General features: G+C 52.8%; 6 protein-coding genes. 3 read left to right on the top strand and 3 right to left on the bottom strand.

Annotated elements, in window-relative coordinates; translation table 11 throughout:
* Positions 1-276 precede the first annotated feature (276 nt).
* Together AC2A1E_RS05515 and AC2A1E_RS05510 are read right to left on the bottom strand one after the other, a co-directional pair.
* Entirely contained in the window at positions 277-801 is a 525-nt protein-coding gene (locus AC2A1E_RS05515; RefSeq protein WP_484382928.1) for an NlpC/P60 family protein, read from the bottom strand.
* A gap of 327 nt (positions 802-1128) precedes the next feature.
* Entirely contained in the window at positions 1129-1773 is a 645-nt protein-coding gene (locus AC2A1E_RS05510) for a response regulator (protein ID WP_484382927.1), read from the bottom strand.
* Between the two features lie 992 nt (positions 1774-2765).
* On the opposite strand from AC2A1E_RS05510, the gene AC2A1E_RS05505 reads away from it, so the two are divergent.
* A complete protein-coding gene (locus AC2A1E_RS05505) occupies positions 2766-5345 on the top strand; it encodes an ATP-binding protein (protein WP_484382926.1) in 2580 nt (859 codons plus the stop codon).
* A 200-nt stretch (positions 5346-5545) separates the two neighbouring features.
* Complete coding sequence (locus tag AC2A1E_RS05500; RefSeq protein WP_484382925.1) at positions 5546-8986, top strand: ATP-binding protein; 3441 nt, start codon at positions 5546-5548, stop codon at positions 8984-8986.
* 206 nt (positions 8987-9192) lie between these two features.
* Here AC2A1E_RS05500 and AC2A1E_RS05495 read toward each other — a convergent pair whose 3' ends face one another.
* Positions 9193-14265, bottom strand: coding sequence for an Ig-like domain-containing protein (locus tag AC2A1E_RS05495; protein WP_484382924.1), 5073 nt, complete (start codon positions 14263-14265; stop codon positions 9193-9195).
* A gap of 898 nt (positions 14266-15163) precedes the next feature.
* Here AC2A1E_RS05495 and AC2A1E_RS05490 point away from each other — a divergent pair.
* Positions 15164-21244, top strand: coding sequence for an Ig-like domain-containing protein (locus AC2A1E_RS05490; protein WP_484382923.1), 6081 nt, complete (start codon positions 15164-15166; stop codon positions 21242-21244).
* Positions 21245-21273: the final 29 nt, after the last annotated feature.

Raw genomic sequence — 21273 nt, 5'->3', positions numbered from 1 at the left:
ATCAGGTAAACCGATGAGTCGAGTTTCCCGCTCACACTAACAGATATCGGATATTGATTTCCTGGTGGCAACAGCGTGATGTTTCTCCATTTTCAATCATCTCCATTGTATTTCCGCCTATCGTGGGAATCATGCTGGTTGGGTACTTCGTTATCCGAACCTACCACAAGGCCTTGGATGAATCTCGCGCTTCAGGGCACTTCCTGGTTCTGAAAGTACGTCCTCTATCTAGCCCGCATCCATTCACTGATGTGTTGCCAGCTGTTAGTGAACTTATTAAGTCTCGTTGTGATTGATGCGTCGCGCCTGATCGAACTTTGTCTTCCAGTATTGATTGTCCAGCTCTGAAACCGTGACACCTACTTTGACAGAGGCATGGAGAAATTTGCCATCCCCGACGTATACGCCAACGTGACGTTCTTGTTCCGAGGTTTTAAAAAAAACCAGGTCGCCAGCAGTGAGATCGTTCTTGGCAACGCGTGAGCCTAGTTTGATCTGTTCGTGCGATGTTCTAGGCAAACTGAAAGAGAATCCATCTTTAAAAACGCGCTGCATATAGGCAGAACAATCAATTCCATTACGTGAGTTGCCGCCGAATTTATAGCGTACGCCTTCCCATTCACCATAATGTTCAAGGATTTTTTTAAGCCTCTGCGTGTCATTATACCCCGATTTATCAGAGGTTTTTTTGCTGACAAGCGATGGGTTAAAAAAAAGCTGCTTGGTATTGGTACTTGCAGTGGCAGAAAAAACGAATAAAGCGTTTAAAACAAAAATAAATAGAGTGAAAATATTCAACATAACTAAATTCAAATCACTGTTTCTAGAATGAACTCCTGCGAGGAATCCTGACGAGTGGTTAAATGTTATGCAGTTACGGTGCAAAAATAAACCAGTAAATGATTGTTAATTGCACATTCTGTTATGTCAGATTTTGATTATTCTCTTTTCTGTCTTAGTCATATATTAAAGAGCTATGTTTTAGTTCTTTGGCTAAAGGTGATGTGAGTGGGGGGCTGGATATGTATGAGCTATCCAGCGAAGCGGTGTCTTAGATATTCCAGCCTGCGTCTATGTGGGAAGGCTTGATGATGTACTTGAGCCTATTCTCGGGCCTACGAGTCTGAGTTATTGGTTTGGCGCAATGCCTGATTCAAATGCAAAGCGGAACAGATCTGCATCACGCGATATTCCTAACTTGCGCATGGCGCTGGCTTTCTGAGAGCTAATAGTTTGCTTGGTGCGATGTAACTGTGAGGCAATTTCATTAACTGACAGGCCTGAAACATAAAGACGGATAACTTCCATTTCGCGTTTGGTCAAGGAAAGGTGTGGAACGGGATCTTGCATAATTCCGCTATGACCCGTTATCAGATCCTTAGTCGGAAAATAGTTCGAACCGGCATAAACTGCATGGATCGCCGAGATTAACTGGCTGGTATGCTGCGTTTTTCCTAACACACCGTTTACCCCAAGCTTAGCCAGTTCCTGAGTTAGCGCCTGGTTTTCCAAGGTGGTGAAAACCACGATTTTCAATTGTGGCTTTACACGCCTGATATGGGACAACAGGCCAATACCATCACCGTATTTACCTCCCGGCATAACGTAGTCGGTTACTAACACATCACATTCTGTTTTGTGTAACAGCTCAACTAGCGTATCTGAGTCCAACGCCGTACCTAAGATCTCCAAGGTAGGGAGTTTAATCAGTTCATGCATTAACCCTGCCAGCAACGCAGGGTGATCATCAGCAAGCAACAGGCGAATTTTCATGTTTTAGGCCACATCCTTTACGAAGTCAGGGTACGGGTTTGATGATGACGTATGTATTACTAGCATAGGCTTTTCTTCGTCATTTGGCAGAGTTTTGCCGATAAGTTTCGTCCTTGTCTGTTATTTCTTTGATTATGCTAAGACTAGTTCGTTTTTGCCGCTCTTCTGTTTCCGATCTTTTTTATATACCTCATGATAGCGTTTTTTTATGAGGTTGAACTGCTTGTTGGTTCGTTTATGCTGTTGTGTTAATTCTCCAAACTGAATCACTCATACGCTTTCGTCGCTACCAGCGCTGGTTGGTTTTCGGCTGCGGTTCTTTTATCACCCTTATGCTTTTTCTCATTTTTTTTATGGAGATAAAAACCAAAGTCCTCAACCGCATTGAGATGTTGCATCAAAACTTTATGTCTGAGTCTGCCTTATTGGATAAGGAGATTTTCAGGCGAGAAAGCGTTTTCCAGACGGCGCTGAACGGTGCGGAAATGATCTTGCGAGAGGATATTCATCTCGATAAAGTTGCTCTGCGCCAATACCGCCTAAGCCATCAACAAGTGCTTTTAGCGTCGACACCCGACAAGGCTTCACAATGGATCTATAGTCCTGAAAATTTCACGGCGAATGAAAAACTTGCCCGACATTTTTTTGGGTTGACTGCCTATATCGCAAGAGTTCTGTCTGCAGATAGCATGATGACGGAAGAAGATATTCTATCCAGCTATTTATACAGCAGGGGAAGCAGAATAATAGGCATTATTCCTGCCCCCGATCCGGCCGCGCGTGAGCAGCTTCAATCAGAGCGAAAGTATTATTTAAATTTGCTGACGCAAGATATAGATAAAAGTATATTCTCGCCTGGGCAGATAACAAGCAACCGGAATTTAAACCGCTTATATTGGATGCCTCCTTATACAAACCCCTATTCAGGTAAAAAAGTACTTCGTCTTGCAGCACCGCTCCTGCTGGATAGAGTACCGTTTGCGGTTCTGGTTATGGAATTTTCACCCCCAACGCTGATATCAATTCATACTCAGGAAACTCAACTGGGCTCTTATACGCTGTTATCAAAACAAGGGGATGTGATCAGCGAGTATGCTGCGCAACCTGATACTAAGCGATTGAGTGTGGTGCAATCGGTTCTACATGATGAAGATAAAACCGCAGCACCGTATCAGGAACGCGGGATTACTTTCGTTTCAGCTTTGGGGGATACCGATTGGTTTCTGGTATTTCACTGTTCATGGCGCGAGATCGCGGCGGCTATTGCTTTTGAGGTGGGCGGCGATGCGCTTATTACCCTTGGAACGCTGCTGTTTGTCTGGTGTTTTCTGATCTATTTTAAATTCTACATTTTCCGTCCGATAATCAGGCGGTCCCAACAGGTTTTTGAGAGTGAGCAACTGAGCCGCACCCTGATTGAAACCGCTCCGGTAGGCCTGGGGCTGTTGGCCCTGGCCAATGGTGAACCGCTGTTGTGCAGCCCGGCGATGTTGCAGATGCAGGGGCGGCTTCATTCCCAAAGCAGCAGCCTGCCTGCCGAACTGGCCCGCTGCTATCGCCAGCAGGCGCTGCCGCAAAGCGGGCCGCTGCACCAGGAACTGACGTTTGACTCGCACAGTGGCCAGCCGGTCAGTCTGTCGGTCAGCATGGCTCCGGCATGCTATCGTGGTGAGGATGCGCTGGTGGTGGCCTTTATTGACATCACCAGTCAAAAGCAACTGGAGCAGCAACTGACGGTGGCCAGAGAAGCCGCCGACAGGGCCAGTGCTGCCAAATCCTCCTTCCTGGCGGCGATGAGCCATGAGATCCGTACCCCCCTCAATGCCATCCTTGGCAACCTTGAACTGCTGGCGCACTCGGCACAGGACGGGCAGCGTGAACGGCTGAATACCATCCGCCAGGCGTCAGACAGCCTGTTGGCGACCATCAGTGACGTACTGGATTTTTCCAAGATTGAAGCCGGTGAACTGCACCTGGAGCATATCGAGTTTGATGTGTTGGAGGTGGCGGCCCACGTCCTGGCTATCTTTGCCCCGGTGGCGCAGGCCAAGGGGCTGACACTGGTGGGGGAATTAGGTGACGCCGTCAGCCAGCCGATGCGCGGTGATCCCACCTGCCTGAGGCAGGTGCTTAACAACCTGCTGTCGAACGCGCTGAAGTTTACCGAACAAGGGCAGGTAGTGCTGCGGATCGGCGTCGATGAGCCTACCTCGTTAATCAAGATTGAGGTAGAGGATACGGGGATCGGCATGTCGTTGTCACAGCAGGAACGGGTGTTCCGTGCGTTTAGTCAGGCGGATGAAACCATCAACCGGCGCTACGGCGGCACGGGCCTGGGACTGGCGCTGTGCACGCGGCTGGCGCAGGCGATGGGGGGCGAGCTGTCGGTGACCAGCGAGCCGGGTCAAGGCAGTGTGTTTCAACTGTCACTGCCGCTCTCTCAGGACGCGGGCGCGGCGGAGCGCCCACAGTTTCAGGGGGAGCGGGTTTGCGTCTTGGCGGCGATGCCGGGCGCTCGGGCGTATCTGAGCAACGTATTGACGGCGTGGGGGTTGGAAGTGAGTGTCTACCAGCATCCGGCCCAAATTGACGACGCGACGTTAGACAGCCTGGAGACGTTGGTGCTGTGGGGCGACAGAGCCACCTGGCACCCCGAGGATGAGAATCGCCTGGTGGAGGAGGCCGCCTGGGTGGTGGAGTGCAGCTGCGCCGGTGCGGAGATACCGGTGGCTACCGGGCGGGTATTAAGCACGTCGGTATACGGATTGAAAGGGTTGGCGTTTGCCTTGCAGTACATCTTGCTGGGTGAGCCTCTGCCGACGCGTGAGCAGGGGGAGGCGGCGCTGCCTGGTGCGCTACGGGTGTTGGTGGCGGAGGATAGCCCGGTTAACCGGCGCCTGTTCGAGGAGCAGTTGAAGATGCTGGGCTGCACGGTGAGCCTGGTGGAGGAGGGAGAACAGGCGCTGGCCAGTCTGGAGCGGGAGCGGTTTGATATTCTGCTGACGGATTTGTCCATGCCGGGCATGGATGGGTATACGCTGGCGCGGCGGGTACGTGCGGCATGGCCTTCGATGCCGGTGGTGGCGGTGACGGCCAACGCCACCCAGCAGGAGTATGACGAATGTGAGGCGGCAGGCATGGTGCGTGTACTGACCAAGCCGCTGTTATTGGACGAATTGAAAGAGATGTTACTGGCGGTGTGTGGCCTGGAGATGGCCAATACCCAGCCAGCGACACAGGCTGGAGAGCAAAACAATGTGCTACTAGGTGGCCATTCATTGCCAGAAGATATCTGGGATAGTTTTGAGCGTCTCTGTTTATCGTCTTGTCAGAAAATTCGCCAGGCTCAACGTATTGGGAACGTGGCAGAGATTTTGCGTGAATTACACCTGCTCCGTGGGGCGCTGGGCGTATATCACTTTTCTGACGCTGAAAAAAAACTGGCAGAGATTGAGTCACTTCTCAAATCAGGTGCATCCGATGCTGAAGAACGCTTGGAGCCATTTCTGCAAATGCTCCAGCAGGAATTATTTCATCGTCGTCAACCTATAATCCCTCCACCGGCATTTTGAAACACGGCAATAATAGAAAGTGAATAAATCAGTACAGGGGTGACCCTGACAATTGTTTATTACTGCACCATAATCATTTTGAGTGGGCTTGGGGGTATTCATCATACTTCAAGTGGAACCTCTGGATGAACAAGTCTGCTCTCTGCCTTATTGATGTCATCGATAAGGTATCTTGAAAAAAACGTGAGAGTCTCCTGCCTATGATCAGTCGTTATAAAGAGGGTGTATTAGGGCGCTTGCGCCGCCATCATTACCTGTTAATTAATGGTGGTGGGCTGGTGATCACCCTGACCGTATTGCTTGCCAGTGGGTTGGAGATTTGGGCGAGTATACGAGGCTACCAGGCCAGGGTGCAGGATGAAATCTCGCTGGATGTTGCTCAATTATCGGCCCTGGAAAATCGTACCGCCACTACCATTCGCAATGGTGTGCAGAATATCGAACTGGCTTTGAGTTCTCAAACACAGCCAGACCCGGTGTTTTTACAGCGATTCTGGGCGAATAGCGCCAGTTCACTGATACAGGCGAAGCCTGACTATCAACCCGTTCTTGTTATGGCGAATAAGTCGGTACAGAATTTGGAATATGCCTGGCCCTATATTTCCTTGGCACAACAAATTTCCCCGGTTGTTACTAAAGTCAAAGAGCGCAATGAGGGTAAGCTGAGTGTTTATCTCTACAGCGCGGACAGAAACTTTTTGTTAGCCTCGGTAGCACCGTGGACAGACAGCACCTGGCGTAAGTTACAGTATCAACGGGATTCAGGGCTTATGGAACAGTTGAGCGGCCCGGTAGAGCAGGTGATTACTGCCAATAACGAAGTACATCGTACAGCAAAACCGATCTTGCATTGGCTACCCCCTTATGAAAGCCCGCTAAGTGGTCAACCCGCATTCCGTGTTGCTACAACGATCTGGGAGGCTAAAGACGTGAGATTCGGTGTGATGGTGTTTGAACTGCCCGTTGAGACACTTTCCACCTTACTCCCCGCCTCCAGTTCTAGTGGTAACTGTTTGCTCCTGGATCGAAATGGACGGCTAATGTTGCCGTGTAACAATCTTTCCGCAGGAAAGTTGCTTCACTTGGCACAGGAGGCGCAGAAACAAGGACTTGGTGAGAATCGCAGAAGTTTCTACCAGAATGGGCAGTTCCTCAATGGCTGGAAACTGGGGCCAAGCGGTTGGGTACTGGTTTATTCCCTCTCATGGGGGGAGATTGTTGCGGGTACAAAACAGCAAATCCTGGTGTCTGCGTTATCCGCAGTCTTCATTATCCTGATAACCTGGTTTTTACTGCTGCTGGTTAAGCGGCGAGTTTTGGCCCCCGCAGTGCAGCAATCTGAACAGATTTTTGAAAGCGAACAACTGAGCCGCACCCTGATTGAAACCGCTCCTCTGGGGCTGGGGCTGTTGGCGCTGGCCAGTGGCGAACCGCTGTTGCGCAGCCCGGCGATGTTGAAGATGCAGGAACGGCTCCATACCGAAGGGAGCAGCCTGCCTGCCGAGCTGGCACGCTACTATCGCCAGCAGGCGCTGCCGGATGGGGAGCAACTGTACCAGGAACTGACGTTCGATGCACACAGTGGCAAGCCGGTCAGCCTGTCGGTCAGCATGGCCCCGGTGCGTTATCACGGCGAGGATGCGCTGGTGGTGGCCTTTATTGACATCAGCAATCAAAAGCAACTGGAGCAGCAACTGACGGCAGCCAGAGAGGCGGCCGACAGGGCCAGTGCTGCCAAATCCTCCTTCCTGGCGGCGATGAGCCATGAGATCCGCACCCCCCTCAACGCCATCCTTGGCAACCTTGAACTGCTGGCGCACTCGGCACATGACGGGCAGCGTGAACGGCTGAATACCATCCGCCAGGCGTCAGACAGCCTGTTGGCGACCATCAGTGACGTACTGGATTTTTCCAAGATTGAAGCCGGTGAACTGTACCTTGAGCATATCGAGTTTGATGTGGTGGAGGTGGCGGCCCACGTTCTGGCTATCTTTGCCCCGGTGGCGCAGGCCAAGGGGCTGGCACTGGTGGGGGAATTAGGAGATACCGTCAAACAGCCGATGCGCGGTGACCCCACCTGCCTGAGGCAGGTGCTTAACAACCTGCTGTCGAACGCGCTGAAGTTTACCGAACAAGGGCAGGTAGTGCTGCGGATCGGCGTCGATGAGCCTACTTCGTTAATCAAGATTGAGGTAGAGGATACGGGGATCGGCATGTCGTTGTCACAGCAGGAACGGGTGTTCCGTGCATTCAGGCAGGCGGATGAAACCATCAACCGGCGCTACGGCGGCACGGGCCTGGGGCTGGCGCTGTGCACGCGGCTGGCGCAGGCGATGGGGGGCGAGCTGTCGGTGACCAGTGAACCGGGTAAAGGCAGTGTGTTTCAACTGTCGCTGCCGCTCTCTCAGGACGTGGGCGCAGCGGAGCGTCCGTTATTCCAGGGGGAGCGGGTTTGTGTCTTGGCGGCGATGCCGGGCGCTCGGGCGTATCTGAGCAACGTATTGACGGCGTGGGGGTTGGAAGTGAGTGTCTACCAGCATCCGGTCCAGATTGACGACGCGACGTTAGACAGCCTGGAGACGTTGGTGCTGTGGGGCGACAGAGCCACCTGGCACCCCGAGGATGAAAATCGCCTGGTGGAGGAGGCGGCCTGGGTGGTTGACTGCAGCAACGACGGTGCGGAGATACCAGTGGCTACCGGGCGGGTATTAAGCACGTCGGTATACGGATTGAAAGGGTTGGCGTTTGCCTTGCGGTACACTTTGCAAGGTGAGCGTCTGCCGACGCGTGAGCAGGGGGAGGCGGCGCTGCCTGGTGCGCTACGGGTGTTGGTGGCGGAGGATAATCCGGTTAACCGGCGCCTGTTCGAGGAGCAGTTGAAGCTGCTGGGCTGCACGGTGAGCCTGGTGGAGGAGGGGGAACAGGCGCTGGCCAGCCTGGAGCGGGAGCAGTTTGATATTCTGCTGACGGATTTGTCCATGCCGGGCATGGATGGGTATACGCTGGCACGGCGGGTACGTGTGGCATGGCCTTTGATGCCGGTGGTGGCGGTGACGGCCAACGCCACCCAGCAGGAGTATGACGAATGTGAGGCGGCGGGAATAGTGCGAGTCTTGACCAAGCCGCTGTTATTGGACGAATTGAAAGAGATGTTACTGACGGTGTGTGGCCTGGATGCCGTCTATCATGATGTGCAGATTCAGCCTAAGGGGGAGGTGGTGTCATCCGGATTGCTGAATGGCAAGGCGCTGCCTGAGGATGTTCAACGTCTTTTTGAGAAAAGCTGTGCTGATTCACTCGCTGCGATCAAACAAGCCTGTGTGACAGAAGATGCCACGGTTATTTTGCGTGAACTGCATTCTCTTAGCGGTGCGTTCGGTGTGTTTGAAATGAATGAATGGGTCAGACAGGCGTCTGATGTGGATAATCTGGTGAGAAACTCCGGGGTGAAATCAGCCAGTCAGGCGTTGGCATTATTCTGCCAGGCTTTAGAAACTGTAGCCTCAGGCAAGCATAACGGAACCGAGGCGTTGATCGCCCGCATTATTACGTTGGCATCGTTGTGTTCTGAAGAAAAAGTAGGGGCAGAAATTACGCGGTTGGGAAATCAGTTACTGACTGCGCTCGCTGAGCGCCGGTAAGCGGGTAAAAAAGGGTTATCCCCGTTAGAGGATAACCCTTGTGGTTGATGACAAGTGTTTTTTTAGCCCGAGATACCCGGGTCTAGCGCACCGAGGGGCACTCCGGCGGCTTACGCCGCTACGACCCCTTCGGCACGCTCCCCCTAATAACGAGCTTTGTCAGCAGTCTGAAGGGTTATCCCCGTTAGAGGATAACCCTTGTGGTATTACATAACGGTCACGTTGATATTCTGCTCGACCAACAGCTCCGTTGCACCTGCAACGTAGGTGTGGTAAACCACGCCACCAATTTCGGCCTGACCTGCTTCTGCCCACGACTCGGATTGCGTATCCAGCAGTTGCAGCGCGTTCGAGCCGTCGCCGTTGATCACCAACTGGTTCTTGCCGTCGGCCATCACCATATTGGTCTGCCCCATCCCTTCGAGCGCCGAGGCACTCAGGCTCAGGCTGTTGGCGCTGCCCTGGCCGAGATCGATCTTCTCAATCCCGGTGATGCGGCCGATCAGTGCGTCGAGATCCAACGCCATGTTTTTGCCGTCCAGCAACAGGGTGTCGATGCCGTCACCGCCCTGGATGGAAGCAAATGACGTATTTTTAATACCAATCACATCATCACCCGCACCGCCGCGCACCGCCGACAAGGATTCGCCGCTCAGCATCAGACCAGAGGTGGAACCATCGTCAAGCAACATCCACAGGCTGCCGTGATCGGCATCATCAGCCAACGCGAAAAGTGCTGCAGGGCTTTGGTTGCTGCTATGCGTAGTGATTTCCTCGCCCAAAGTGCCATCCATGTCGATAATGCGGCCCTTGATGGATGAGGAGCTACCATCACCTACGCCATAGTCAGTCCAACTGACAAACAGACGGCCATCAGCCAGGAAGGTAATATCCGGTTCCCGTTGATCTCCTACCACGAGCTGGTTAATCCGCATTTCCTGACCAACACGGTGGCCGTTATCGTCAAAGAATTGCATGTAAATACCGCATGACCCGGCACCTGGCACAGAATCGGCCTGGGACTCATAAACCGCCACAAAGCCGCCGTTCGGATTCGCTTTCAGCACCGGTTTCTGTTGAGAATATGGCGTAAAGGTATTGACGATAAATTCGTTGCTCAGTGCCAGGCCCGAGGCAGAATAAATACGGCCATAAACGCTAAAAGCATTCTGATCCAACCCACTGGTATTATCATTATCCCATGCCACAACAAAATTACCGTTGGCCAAGGCGGTGATACTCGGGGAGCCTTGAAGACCCGGTAGAGTTTGGTTAGCGATAAAGCCTTGGCTGTAAGTGTGCGTCACTGGATCGTAAATCTTGACCATGATGTCGAGATCGGTACTGCCCACCCCCTGCTGGGTTGAATAAGCGACCGCGACCTGACCATTGGCTAACGTGGTTAATACCGTGCCCGAACCATCTTGTAAAGCGCCGCCAATTAATACTTCACCCGTCACCGGTTGGTCATTAGCATCATACTGGCGTGATACCATAGAGCTGTTGCCCTTGCGCCAGGTCACCAGATAACCGCCATCATCTAATGCCGTAATATGTGGAGCATCGGTATAGGTTCCACCAGGCGTTGGGGTGACCACATGCTCTGTGCCAATTTGCACGGTACCAATCACTTGCCCATTCGTATCATACTTATAGCCGTAATGAGCCGTGCGGATACAGTTCCCTGCCTCGGCGCTTGCCCACGCAACGACAAAGGTGCCGTCAGCCAGCGTAGTGATCGTAGGGTTTAACTGATTGTATGCCTTCGTATCTTGGCTAAACAGCATCTCCGGGCCAATTGGCATACCCTGCTCATTAAACAGCTGCCCCTTGACGTCTGAATTACCTGCCTCATACGAAATCCAGACCACCATGAAGTTGCCATCGTGCAGCGCAGTAGTCGAGGATTTTATCTGGTTGTTAGCGATGACTCTATTGACTTGGAATTCTGAATAGAAACCGGCGTCAGTATCAATAACCACCCCTTCGATCCCATAACCATTCGGGTCGATCTTGTCGCTGTGCCAGGTAACGTAAATATTACCGTTATCCATCAGCGTAGCGTCAAGGATATGCGTCAGATCGACATCATCCCAGCCAGAACCCTGGTTGCCCCAAGTGGTCGGGTTAACTAGGAACTCATGGCCAATCTTGTTGCTGTTGGCATCAAAACGCTGGGCAAAAATGGCTGAACCATCGCCGTCACCGCCTTCTGAACCCCAGATCAGCATATAACCACCGTCGTCCAGCGCCACGCCCACCGGTTTGTACTGCTTGCCTACCTGATATTGGTTAACGATAAAGTCGCCGTTACCGATCAGTGTGGTAGCCCCAGTGACAGGGTTGAAGCTATAGTGGGCGGCGCGGATGTCACTGCCCACGGCTTTGCTGTCGTTGGTGTCCCAGAACACCACAAAGCTGCCATCCTTCAGTGTGATAACATCCGGATATTGCTGGAGACCATCCTGCGTGGTATTCAAGGTCAGGACTGGGCCTGCGGTTGAACCGTCAGTTTTCCGCAGTTGCCCCAGAACGCCGGTACCATTACTGTCAGCACCCGCCCAGACGGTCAGATACCAGCCTGCGTGTGGTCCGTCTTCGAACAGCACCATTTCTGGGCCGCCATAGGCACCAGCGGCTCCGCCACTTTTAATCACCAGTTCATTACTTACCGGCTGGTTATGCGCATCATAGATACGCTGTACGATCGAACCGCCGCTTTGCTCGCTGTACCAGGAAACAATGTAGCCGCCATCAGGTAAGGCTAAAGCACTGGCTACACGCTGACCGCCAACTATCGTCTGGTTGACCAGGAACTCATCGGTCTGGGCAGCGCCACTGGCGCTGTATTTACGGGCGAAGACGCCGTCACCGCTGTTGTCCAGGGAGCTTGACTGGTAGGACTCAAACACCACCAAGAAGCCACCATCGGCCAGCGCCACCACCTGTGGGGTGTCCTGGTTATTGGCCTGACGCTGGTTGACCAACTGCTCCCGGCCAATTTTTTGCGTACCGGTAGGATCCATTAGCTGCATATAGACATCATATCCACCGTTATCCCCCTGCCAGACGACCACCAGATTGCCGTTGGCCAGTTTGGTTACCTGTGGGTTGGCCTGATTGCCATAGACCGTGGTGTTGATCGCGCCACCCGATGTCTCGCTGCCGTTGAGGTCGAAGCCACCAACGGTATCGTTGGTAGTAACGGTCACTTTGTAACCGTTGCTGTTCGGTGTGGCGTTACCCGCAGCGTCAATGGCGACCGCGCTAAAGGTTTGGGTACCCAGGCTTAAGGTTTCATTCACTCCAAGTGTCCAGGTGCCGTTGTTGCTGACTTTTGCACGGCCAATTTCACGCTGCCCATCTGCATCGGCGACATAAACAATCACGGTTTCGCCCGCAGGGCCAGTACCGCTGAGGGTTGGTTTTTGGTCATCGGTACGGCCACCGTTAACGACGTTGCCCGTAATGGTGCCAACATCATCATAGACGCCGGTAATGGCTAAATTCGATGCATCAGGCGGAGTCATATCCAGCACGATCTCGAATGCAGGAGAAAGTTGGCTGGGTGAATGAGTGGCATTACTCGCCTGTGCCTGGAAAGCATGCTGGCCTTCTTTCAGAGCGGTCGCAGGCGTAAAGTTCCAGTTGCCTTGAGCATTAGCCTTGGTCTGACCAATCAGAACGCCGTTATCAAAGATTTTTACCGTATCGCCTGCCTGCGCTTTACCATGCAAAGTCGGTGTGGCGTCGTCGGTATAGTCCCCTTGCTTCAACAACCCCTGAATACTGCCCACATCGTCAGTCGGGCTCTCAATGGTCGGGGTTGACGCGCGGTCTTCGCCCATTACCAGAGTAAAGGCATCGCTCTCGGCATTGCTGTTATTACCCGCCTTGTCACGGGCAGAGGTGGTGAAGTTGTGTTCGCCGTCTGTTAATGGTGCCGCAGGCGTGAAAGACCAGTTGCCATTGGCGTCTGCCAGGGTGGTGCCCAGCAGTTTGCCATTTTCATTGATAAACACCGTCACGCCTGCTTCGGCTTTACCGGACAGCGTAGGAGTGCGGTCATCCGTCAAATCACCGGAGTTTAGGGTACCCTGTTGTGCACCAAAGTTATCAGACGCCTGCAGGATGGTGGGTACTGCAGGTGGGATGGTGTCGATGGTGATTGGGTAGGCCAATGACGCCAGCCCGGTGTTACCGGCAAAGTCGACGGCCTTGGCAGAGATCGTGTACGCGCCATCAGGGAAGGTGAAAGCGGAAGAGAACTCCCAGGCACCCGTCGCATCGGCCAGAGCGGTACCGATCATGTTTTTGCCGTTGTAGATGCCTACAACGCTGAATGCTTCAGCATGGCCTTTGATTAATGGGGTATTGTCGTTGGTGTAGCCATTTTTCGCGATCAGCGTACTGCCGTTGTTATCGCTGCTGATGCTGTCGATCACAGCGCGTGAAGGAGCAACAGAGTCGACGATCAACGCGAAGGTGTCGGATGACAGACCACTGGTTTTGTCACGAGCAACCAGAACGTGGCCACTTTCACTGTATTTCTCTTCAGGCGCGAAGCTCCATTGGCCATTGGCAGCGACCAGCACTTCACCGATCACCAGGCCATTATCAGTGATTTCAAGGGTGGCACCAGGAGTACCCGTACCTTGTAATACTGCCCACTGATCGTCAGTCACGTTGCCTGATTTCAGGGCGCCTTGGCGCGCACCCAACTGATCGAGAGCTTGGGTGATGGTTGGTGCTACATCCGGCGTCAACGCGGCCATACTCAGCATAGCCGGTTTTGGCATAGCGGGTGCCGCTTCGGTGTTTTGAGGCAACGCGTCGTTGGGTTCGGCGACAGGCGTTTCATTAAGAATGCTCAACGCCAGATGTTGTGGTTGCTGTTCTACGTGGCCTAATGACTCAGCGTTAAATGTGGCTGGGTCCTGCTGGGGGTTATCCTCGGCAGACAGGGTACGGATAAACTCACCGTCTGGTGTAATCTGGTGCAATTGGCCGTTGTGGGTGAAAAAGTTTTCGAGAACCAGATGTGGCTGGCTGCTTTCCTGGTTACGCAAAGTTAGAATCAGATCTTCACCTGAACGTTCGGCAACTAATACATCCTCGATTGACGCAGATTCAATGTCTTGCACCACATAAGTATTACCCGGAATATACGGGATATATTGTGTTGGCTCATTCAAAGATGCGTCCAGATAACCGGCTTGTATTAATGCTCCTTCAGTGATGACTGAGAAACGGATAGAGCTATCAGTAATATTTTTCATTTAAATTTAAATCATCAGGTAATTAATGAGGGAGTTCTAAGAAAACAAGCACAAACGATGAGTTGAGCCAGCGCTGGTTTCAGCAATAGCACAACTTCCAGCATTAATACCAAGTATAAAACCGTGGTCTTCCCAAGATATGTCTATGCCGTAGTTACTTAGAAAACGTCGCGAATTAACGCGATGGATAGAATAAGGGTAGGAACAGGAAATAAATACCTGACCAGTTCGAAATTCTGCCTGTTACGCCCCTTACGCTTGAAGATTTAAAGAAATTGGTGCAGCCTGTGTGTACGCGGCCTGGAGTGCATTCTGACCAGGTTACGGTAATGTTATACCCTTAGCTTTTCCTTCAAGTTGCCTGGGTGTTGGCTGATTGGCTCGCCCGAAGTGCTGTTCAAAAACGCATTGCGTTTTTCTCAGGCAACTTGAGTTTTTTTATGGTGTGCTGGAAATATATTAATTTCTCTTGTTTTTCTGGTCTACCTGGTTTGTGCTTGCACTCTGATTGTTCCCGGATGCTTGGAGTTTCTGCAAGGCAGGAAGCACTTGAACATAGCTAACTCTGTGACTGAGGCCAGAAAGCAAACCGACGACCTCGCATAACCACAACGCATAAACTTGATTAAGTCGCATTAATCAATGCGCTTTCCCCTTTTTCGTACATGACCGCGGGTAAACCTCAAGAATTCATACCAATCAGAAAGACTCTTTCCCGAGAAATCTGTTCAATATAGCTTCAATGGGAACGAGCTTATCCTAGATGAAATTTAGCCGCCTCCCAGACCCCATGTTTAGCATCATTATAGACACCATCAGGATTGTTACATTTCTCTATATAAAGATGTTTATGTAACGGTTGTACTGTTAGAAAATTGAAATTAATTAGGAAGAATATATGGTAACGCGGCCAACAAAACTGGTATTAGTTGAAGGCAAAGAAGTAAAGCAAGAAATCTCTTTGCATTCCAAAAATGCTGGCTCACCCCAAAAGATAAAAGCCATTGCCAATGGTAAATTTATCCTGGCAGATAAAGAAACGGGTCTTGCTCCAGAAAACATTACGGTTAAACGTGTGGGTAAAGACCTGCATGTCAGTCTTGAAGGGGATTCACTGGATCAGCCAACCTTCATTATTGAGGATTTCTTCCTGCAGAATGCCGAACTTATCGGTATGGCTGAAGGTGGTGTTTACTACCCATATATCTCTTCCGATGGTGATGATCATAATGCCGTTGCGGCTATGCTGCTTGATGGCGAAAGTTCACCTCTGGTTCTGGGGGGGGAAGCACTGCCTGCCAGCGACAACTATTCCCTACTGGGTGCGCTGGGCGTATTGGCATTAGGATTAGGCGCGATTGGTGCCATGGTAAGCCAGGGCCGGCCTGGCAAGCACAGCGGCGGTAGTCATAATGATGCCCCTCAATCTCCGGAAGTGCAGCAGCCTGCCGCGCCAGACGCCATTACCCCAAAACTGGGTCAGGTGATCGACAATAAAGGCGCTCTGCAAGGGGCTATTACTGCTGGCTCTGCAACTGATGATAATACCCCAACCTTTTTGGGTAGCAACGGCACGCCTGGAAACACCATTATTTTCTACGACAACGGCAAGAAAATAGGGGAAACCACGGTGGGTCAGGATGGCCGTTGGTCATTCACGCCCGGTGATGCATTAGGTGATGGCGCTCATAGCGTCACTATGGTTGAACAGAATGCTGACGGTAAAGTGAGTGCTCCGTCGGATGCGTTCGAATTTGTTATTGACACTGTGTCGCCAGCAGATCCATCGATTGCAGGCATTTTTGACGATGTTGGCGCTGAAACCGGTGCGCTGGCGTTTGGGGCGACCACCGACGATACACAGCCGACGTTGGTCGGTAAGGCCGAAGCCGGTGCAAAGGTTGAGATCTACGATAACGGTAACAAGATTGGCGAAACCACTGCCAATGCAAATGGCGATTGGTCATTCACGCCAAGCAATGAGTTGGCGAATGGCGATCACAGCTTTACCACGCGTGCGATTGATGCCGCGGGTAATGCTTCTGGCATGTCACAACCTTGGGACCTGGTCATCTCTGACATTCAGCAGGCTCCTGACCTTGATGTGCCGGTTATCGGCGAGATCATCGACAATGAGGGACCGGTACAAGGGCCAATTGCCAATGGCGGCAGCACGGATGACACCACGCCGACTCTGAACGGCAAAGGGCAACCGGGTGACACCGTCATCATTACCGACAACGGCAGCAAGATCGGTGAAACCACCGTGGATGAAAACGGCGACTGGACCTTTACGCCGGAAACCGAACTGGGCGAAGGCGAGCATGAGATCGCGGTGATCGTCGAAGACAAAGAGGGTAATCAGTCTAAGCCATCCGAGCCGGTGGTGGTGATTGTGGATACCACGCCGCCGAATGCGCCAGCCATTGGCAGCATTTATGACGACGCAGGCAGCAAGACCGGGGAACTGCAACCGGGTGACGTGACCGACGACACTACGCCGACCCTGAAGGGCCAGGCGGAAGCCGGTGCGAAAGTTGAGATCTACGACAACGTTACCAAGATTGGTGAAACCACAGCTGATGCCAACGGTAACTGGACATTTACACCGGAAAGCGCACTGGCGGAAGGCGATCACAGTTTTACCACCCGTGCCATCGATGCGGCAGGCAACGTTTCCGCGCCGTCCCAACCGTGGGAACTGGTGATTGATATTACTCCACCAGACCAGCCGGGGATTGACGGTAATGGGCCGGGTATCAACGCAGTTATCGATGACCAAGGGCCGGTACAGGGGCCGATCATCAGCGGGGAAACGACTGATGACACCAAGCCAACCCTGAACGGTAAAGGCGAGCCGGGTGACACCATCATTGTTACCGACAACGGTACCAAGATCGGTGAAACCACCGTTGGCCAAGACGGTAGTTGGACCTTTACGCCGGAAACCGATCTGAGCGAAGGCGAGCACGAGATCGCGGTGATCATCGAAGACAAGGCGGGCAATCAGTCTAAGCCGTCCGATCCGTGGGTAGTGATTGTGGATACCACGCCGCCGGTTGCGCCATTGATCGATAGCATTTATGACAACGCAGGCAACAAAACCGGGGCGATTAAATCCGGTGATGTCACTGATGACGACCGTCCTGTCATGAATGGTAGAGCTGAAGCAGGCTCTACAGTTGAGATTTATGATAATGACAAAAAGATCGGTGAAACCACGGCTGATGCAGCGGGTAACTGGAGCTTCACGCCAAATACAGCGCTCGATATTGGTAACCATGCCATTACCGTGAAAGCGATCGACGCTGCGGGCAATGTGAGCCAGCCTTCATCAGCTTTCGATTTTTCACTGATTCCGGCAAATGCGCCAAGCGCTCCGGCGATTATTGCTGTGCTTGACGATGTTGGCAGCATCCAGGGGCCTCTGCAGAAGAATGCGGTGACTGATGATGCACGCCCTACCGTGGCAGGGACCTCAGAGCCGGGTACGATTGTGAGCATTTATAGCAATGGCGAGTTGTTAGGCAGCGTTGCCACTGATGCTTCAGGGCAATGGCGTTTCACACCAGCAAGTGATTTGCCTGAAGGGGTAAATAATCTGACGGCTTTGGCTGCGGATGCTGCGGGTAATGTCAGCCCACAAACCGGTGATTATCCACTGATCATTGACACCACACCGCCAGCCACCATTGAGTCTGGTGAATTACTGGACAACGTCGGCAACATCCAGGGCGCGATCGTTAACGGCAGCACCACTGATGATGCTCAGCCAACCTTCAATGGCAAGGCGGAACCCGGTGCAACCGTGGTCATTTCTGACAAAGGTGCAGAGATCGGGCGAGTTGTCGCTGATGGTAACGGCGATTGGAGTTTTACACCGGATCAGGCGTTAGCTGATGGTGCACACAGTTTGACGGCTCAGGTGATCGATCGGGCTGGGAACGAGAGTACAGTCAGCGATCCTATCACCTTTACCGTTGATACCCGTTTGGTTGAGGTGTCTATTGATGCGGTTGTGGACGATTTTGGTGTTAAACAAGGCCCAATCAGCAAAGGTGGGGTGACAGATGATGCCACGCCAACCTTTACTGGCCGTGCGTTACCTGATTCAACGGTTGTGATCTACGACAAAGGCGTTGCGCTGGGTTCAGTGACCAGTGATGCTTCAGGCAAGTGGAGCTTTACGCCGCAAACGCCTCTGGTGGAAGGGAACCATGCCGTCACAGCAACGGTGATCACTGCTGCGGGTGGCGAGAGCCAGGCAACACCGGTATTTGATTTTAATATCGATGGCACTCCGCCAGCTAAACCAGGAAACGATGGGGAAAGCGGGATCGGCAGCGTTATCGATGATGTCGGGTCCGTACAAGGGCCAATCGCCAATGGTGGAACAACGGATGACACTACGCCGACATTTAACGGTAAAGGTGAGCCGGGAGATACCATACGTATCTTTGACAATGATCAACCGTTGGGTAGCGTTCAGGTTCAGCCTGACGGCACCTGGACTTTCACGCCGCCACCATTGGTTGAGGGTGAACATGAAATCAGCGTGGTCATCGAAGATCCCGCCGGTAACCAGTCTGAACCGTCCGATCCGTGGGTGGTGATTGTGGATACCACGCCGCCGACGGCACCGACCATTGGCAGCATCTATGATGACGCAGGCAGCAAAACCGGGGAACTGCAACCGGGTGACGTGACCGACGACACCACGCCAACGCTGAAAGGCCAGGCGGAAGCCGGTGCGAAGGTTGCGATCTACGACAACGTCACCAAGATCGGTGAAACCACTGCCGATGCCAACGGTAACTGGACATTTACACCGGCAAGCGCACTGGCAGAAGGCGATCATAGCTTTACCATCCGTGCTACCGATGCGGCAGGCAACGTTTCCGCGCCGTCCCAACCGTGGGAACTGGTGATTGATATTACTCCACCAGACCAGCCAGGGATTGATGGCAATGGCCCAGGGATCAGCGGCGTAGTCGATGACCAGGGTGCGGTACAGGGGCCAATCGCCAATGGCGGCAGCACCGACGACACCAAGCCAACCCTGAACGGTAAAGGCGAGCCGGGTGACACCATCATTGTTACTGATAACGGTACCAAGATCGGTGAAACCACCGTGGACCAAGACGGTAATTGGACCTTTACGCCGGAAACCGATCTGAGCGAAGGTCAACATGACATCGCGATGATCATCGAAGACAAGGCCGGTAATCAGTCTAAGCCGTCCGATCCGTGGGTGGTGATTGTGGATACCACGCCGCCGGATGCGCCAACCATTGGCAGCATCTATGACGATGTGGGCAGCAAGACCGGGGAACTGCAACCGGGTGACGTGACTGACGACGCTACGCCAACGCTGAAAGGCCAGGCGGAAGCCGGGGCGAAAGTTGAGATCTACGACAACAGCATCAAGATTGGTGAAACCACTGCCGATGCTAACGGTAACTGGACATTTACACCGGAAAGCGCGCTGCCGCTAGGCGATCACAGCTTTACCACCCGTGCTATCGACGCAGCGGGCAATGCTTCAGCACTGTCACCAGCATGGGGTCTGGTCATCGACTCTACGCCTGTAGAACAGCCAGCGAAGCCAGTGATCGATGCGGCGATTGATGATGTTGGCCCAGTAACGGGTGAACTACTTTCTGGTGACGTTACCGACGATCGTCGCCCAGAAATTTCAGGCCACAGTGAGCCGGGTACTACGGTCATTGTTTATGACCGCGGTGTTGAAATCGGTCGTGCCCAAGCGGACGGTCAGGGGCGCTGGAGCGTGACGCCAGAGAGCGATCTGAGCGATGGCGAATACCGCTTCACCGCAGTGGCTCAGAACGTTACGGGTAGCACCAGCGTTGCTTCCGATGCGTTTGACCTGATCGTCTACACCGGCAATGGCCCAACTCAAGTTGCCCGCCTTGAGCAGATGGGCAAGGACTCCGGCTATGACGGTAAGGATTTTGTCACCGACAACGGCAATGTAGGGCGTTTGATGTACGGTACGTTGAGTGCGGGGCTGGTTGCCGGGCAGACGCTGCAAGTGTCTACCGATGATGGCGCCACCTGGTTCAATGCCCTGGTGGAAGGCACGAATTGGGCTGCTCAGGATTTGAGCCAGCACGCAGGGAGCTGGACTATCCAGACCCGTGTGATAGATCAGTCTGGAAACAGCGGCTTTGTCATGTCGCAGGCGGTGGCTCTTGACATCACAGCACCGCGAGCGCCTGGCAGCGTGCGTCTGGAAGGGAACAATCTGCTGGTTGAGTTTGACCCGACAAACGTTGTAGAAGGTGAGCGTATTACTGTCGTTGCCGACGGCGGTGCTCAGCGCTTTGAGCATACGTTAAGCGCACAGGATATCGCAGCTGGGTCAGTGACGCTGGACGTGGGTTCGGTAACCAGTGCCAGTGTTGCCCTGGTTGATCTGGCCGGTAACCTGTCGAGCTATGTTAACACCAGCGGTTCAGCACCGGGCGTAAATATGAACGTAACGGGTGATGTGTCTGAAATCTATGGGCAAAACCGCGATAACATCTTCACGGTAGACGATGTTAACTTACTCAACAATGTCAAGGTGATCGAAGGTAATGATGGCATCGATACGTTGAAATTGACCGGGTCTGATCAGGTGTTGGATTTGTCTGCCTGGGCAGGGCGTTTGAGTTCAGTCGAAGTGATCGACATCACCGGTTCTGGCAATAACACGCTGAAGATATCTCTGGGCGATGTGTTGGACCAGGGCTTCCGTGGCGCGTTTGTTAACGACGACAGCGTGCAGTTGGCGGTCAAGGGTAATGCGGGCGACGTGGTGATGTTGAGCGATCTGCTGCCAAATGGCATGGACGTGGGTGATTGGGAAAACCTCGGTGAGGTGATTTCTGCAGGTGTCTCTTACGATGTTTATCATCACACCGGGCTGGAAGCAGAAATCCTGATCCAGCAAGGCGTTGATGTACAAATGCATTAATAGTTAAAAACATCTGACCAAGTCAGTAA

Source organism: Serratia sp. HNCC26DJ206 (assembly GCF_057180605.1).
Note: the sequence above shows the minus strand (reverse complement) of the source record. Positions and strands in the feature narration are given on the sequence as shown.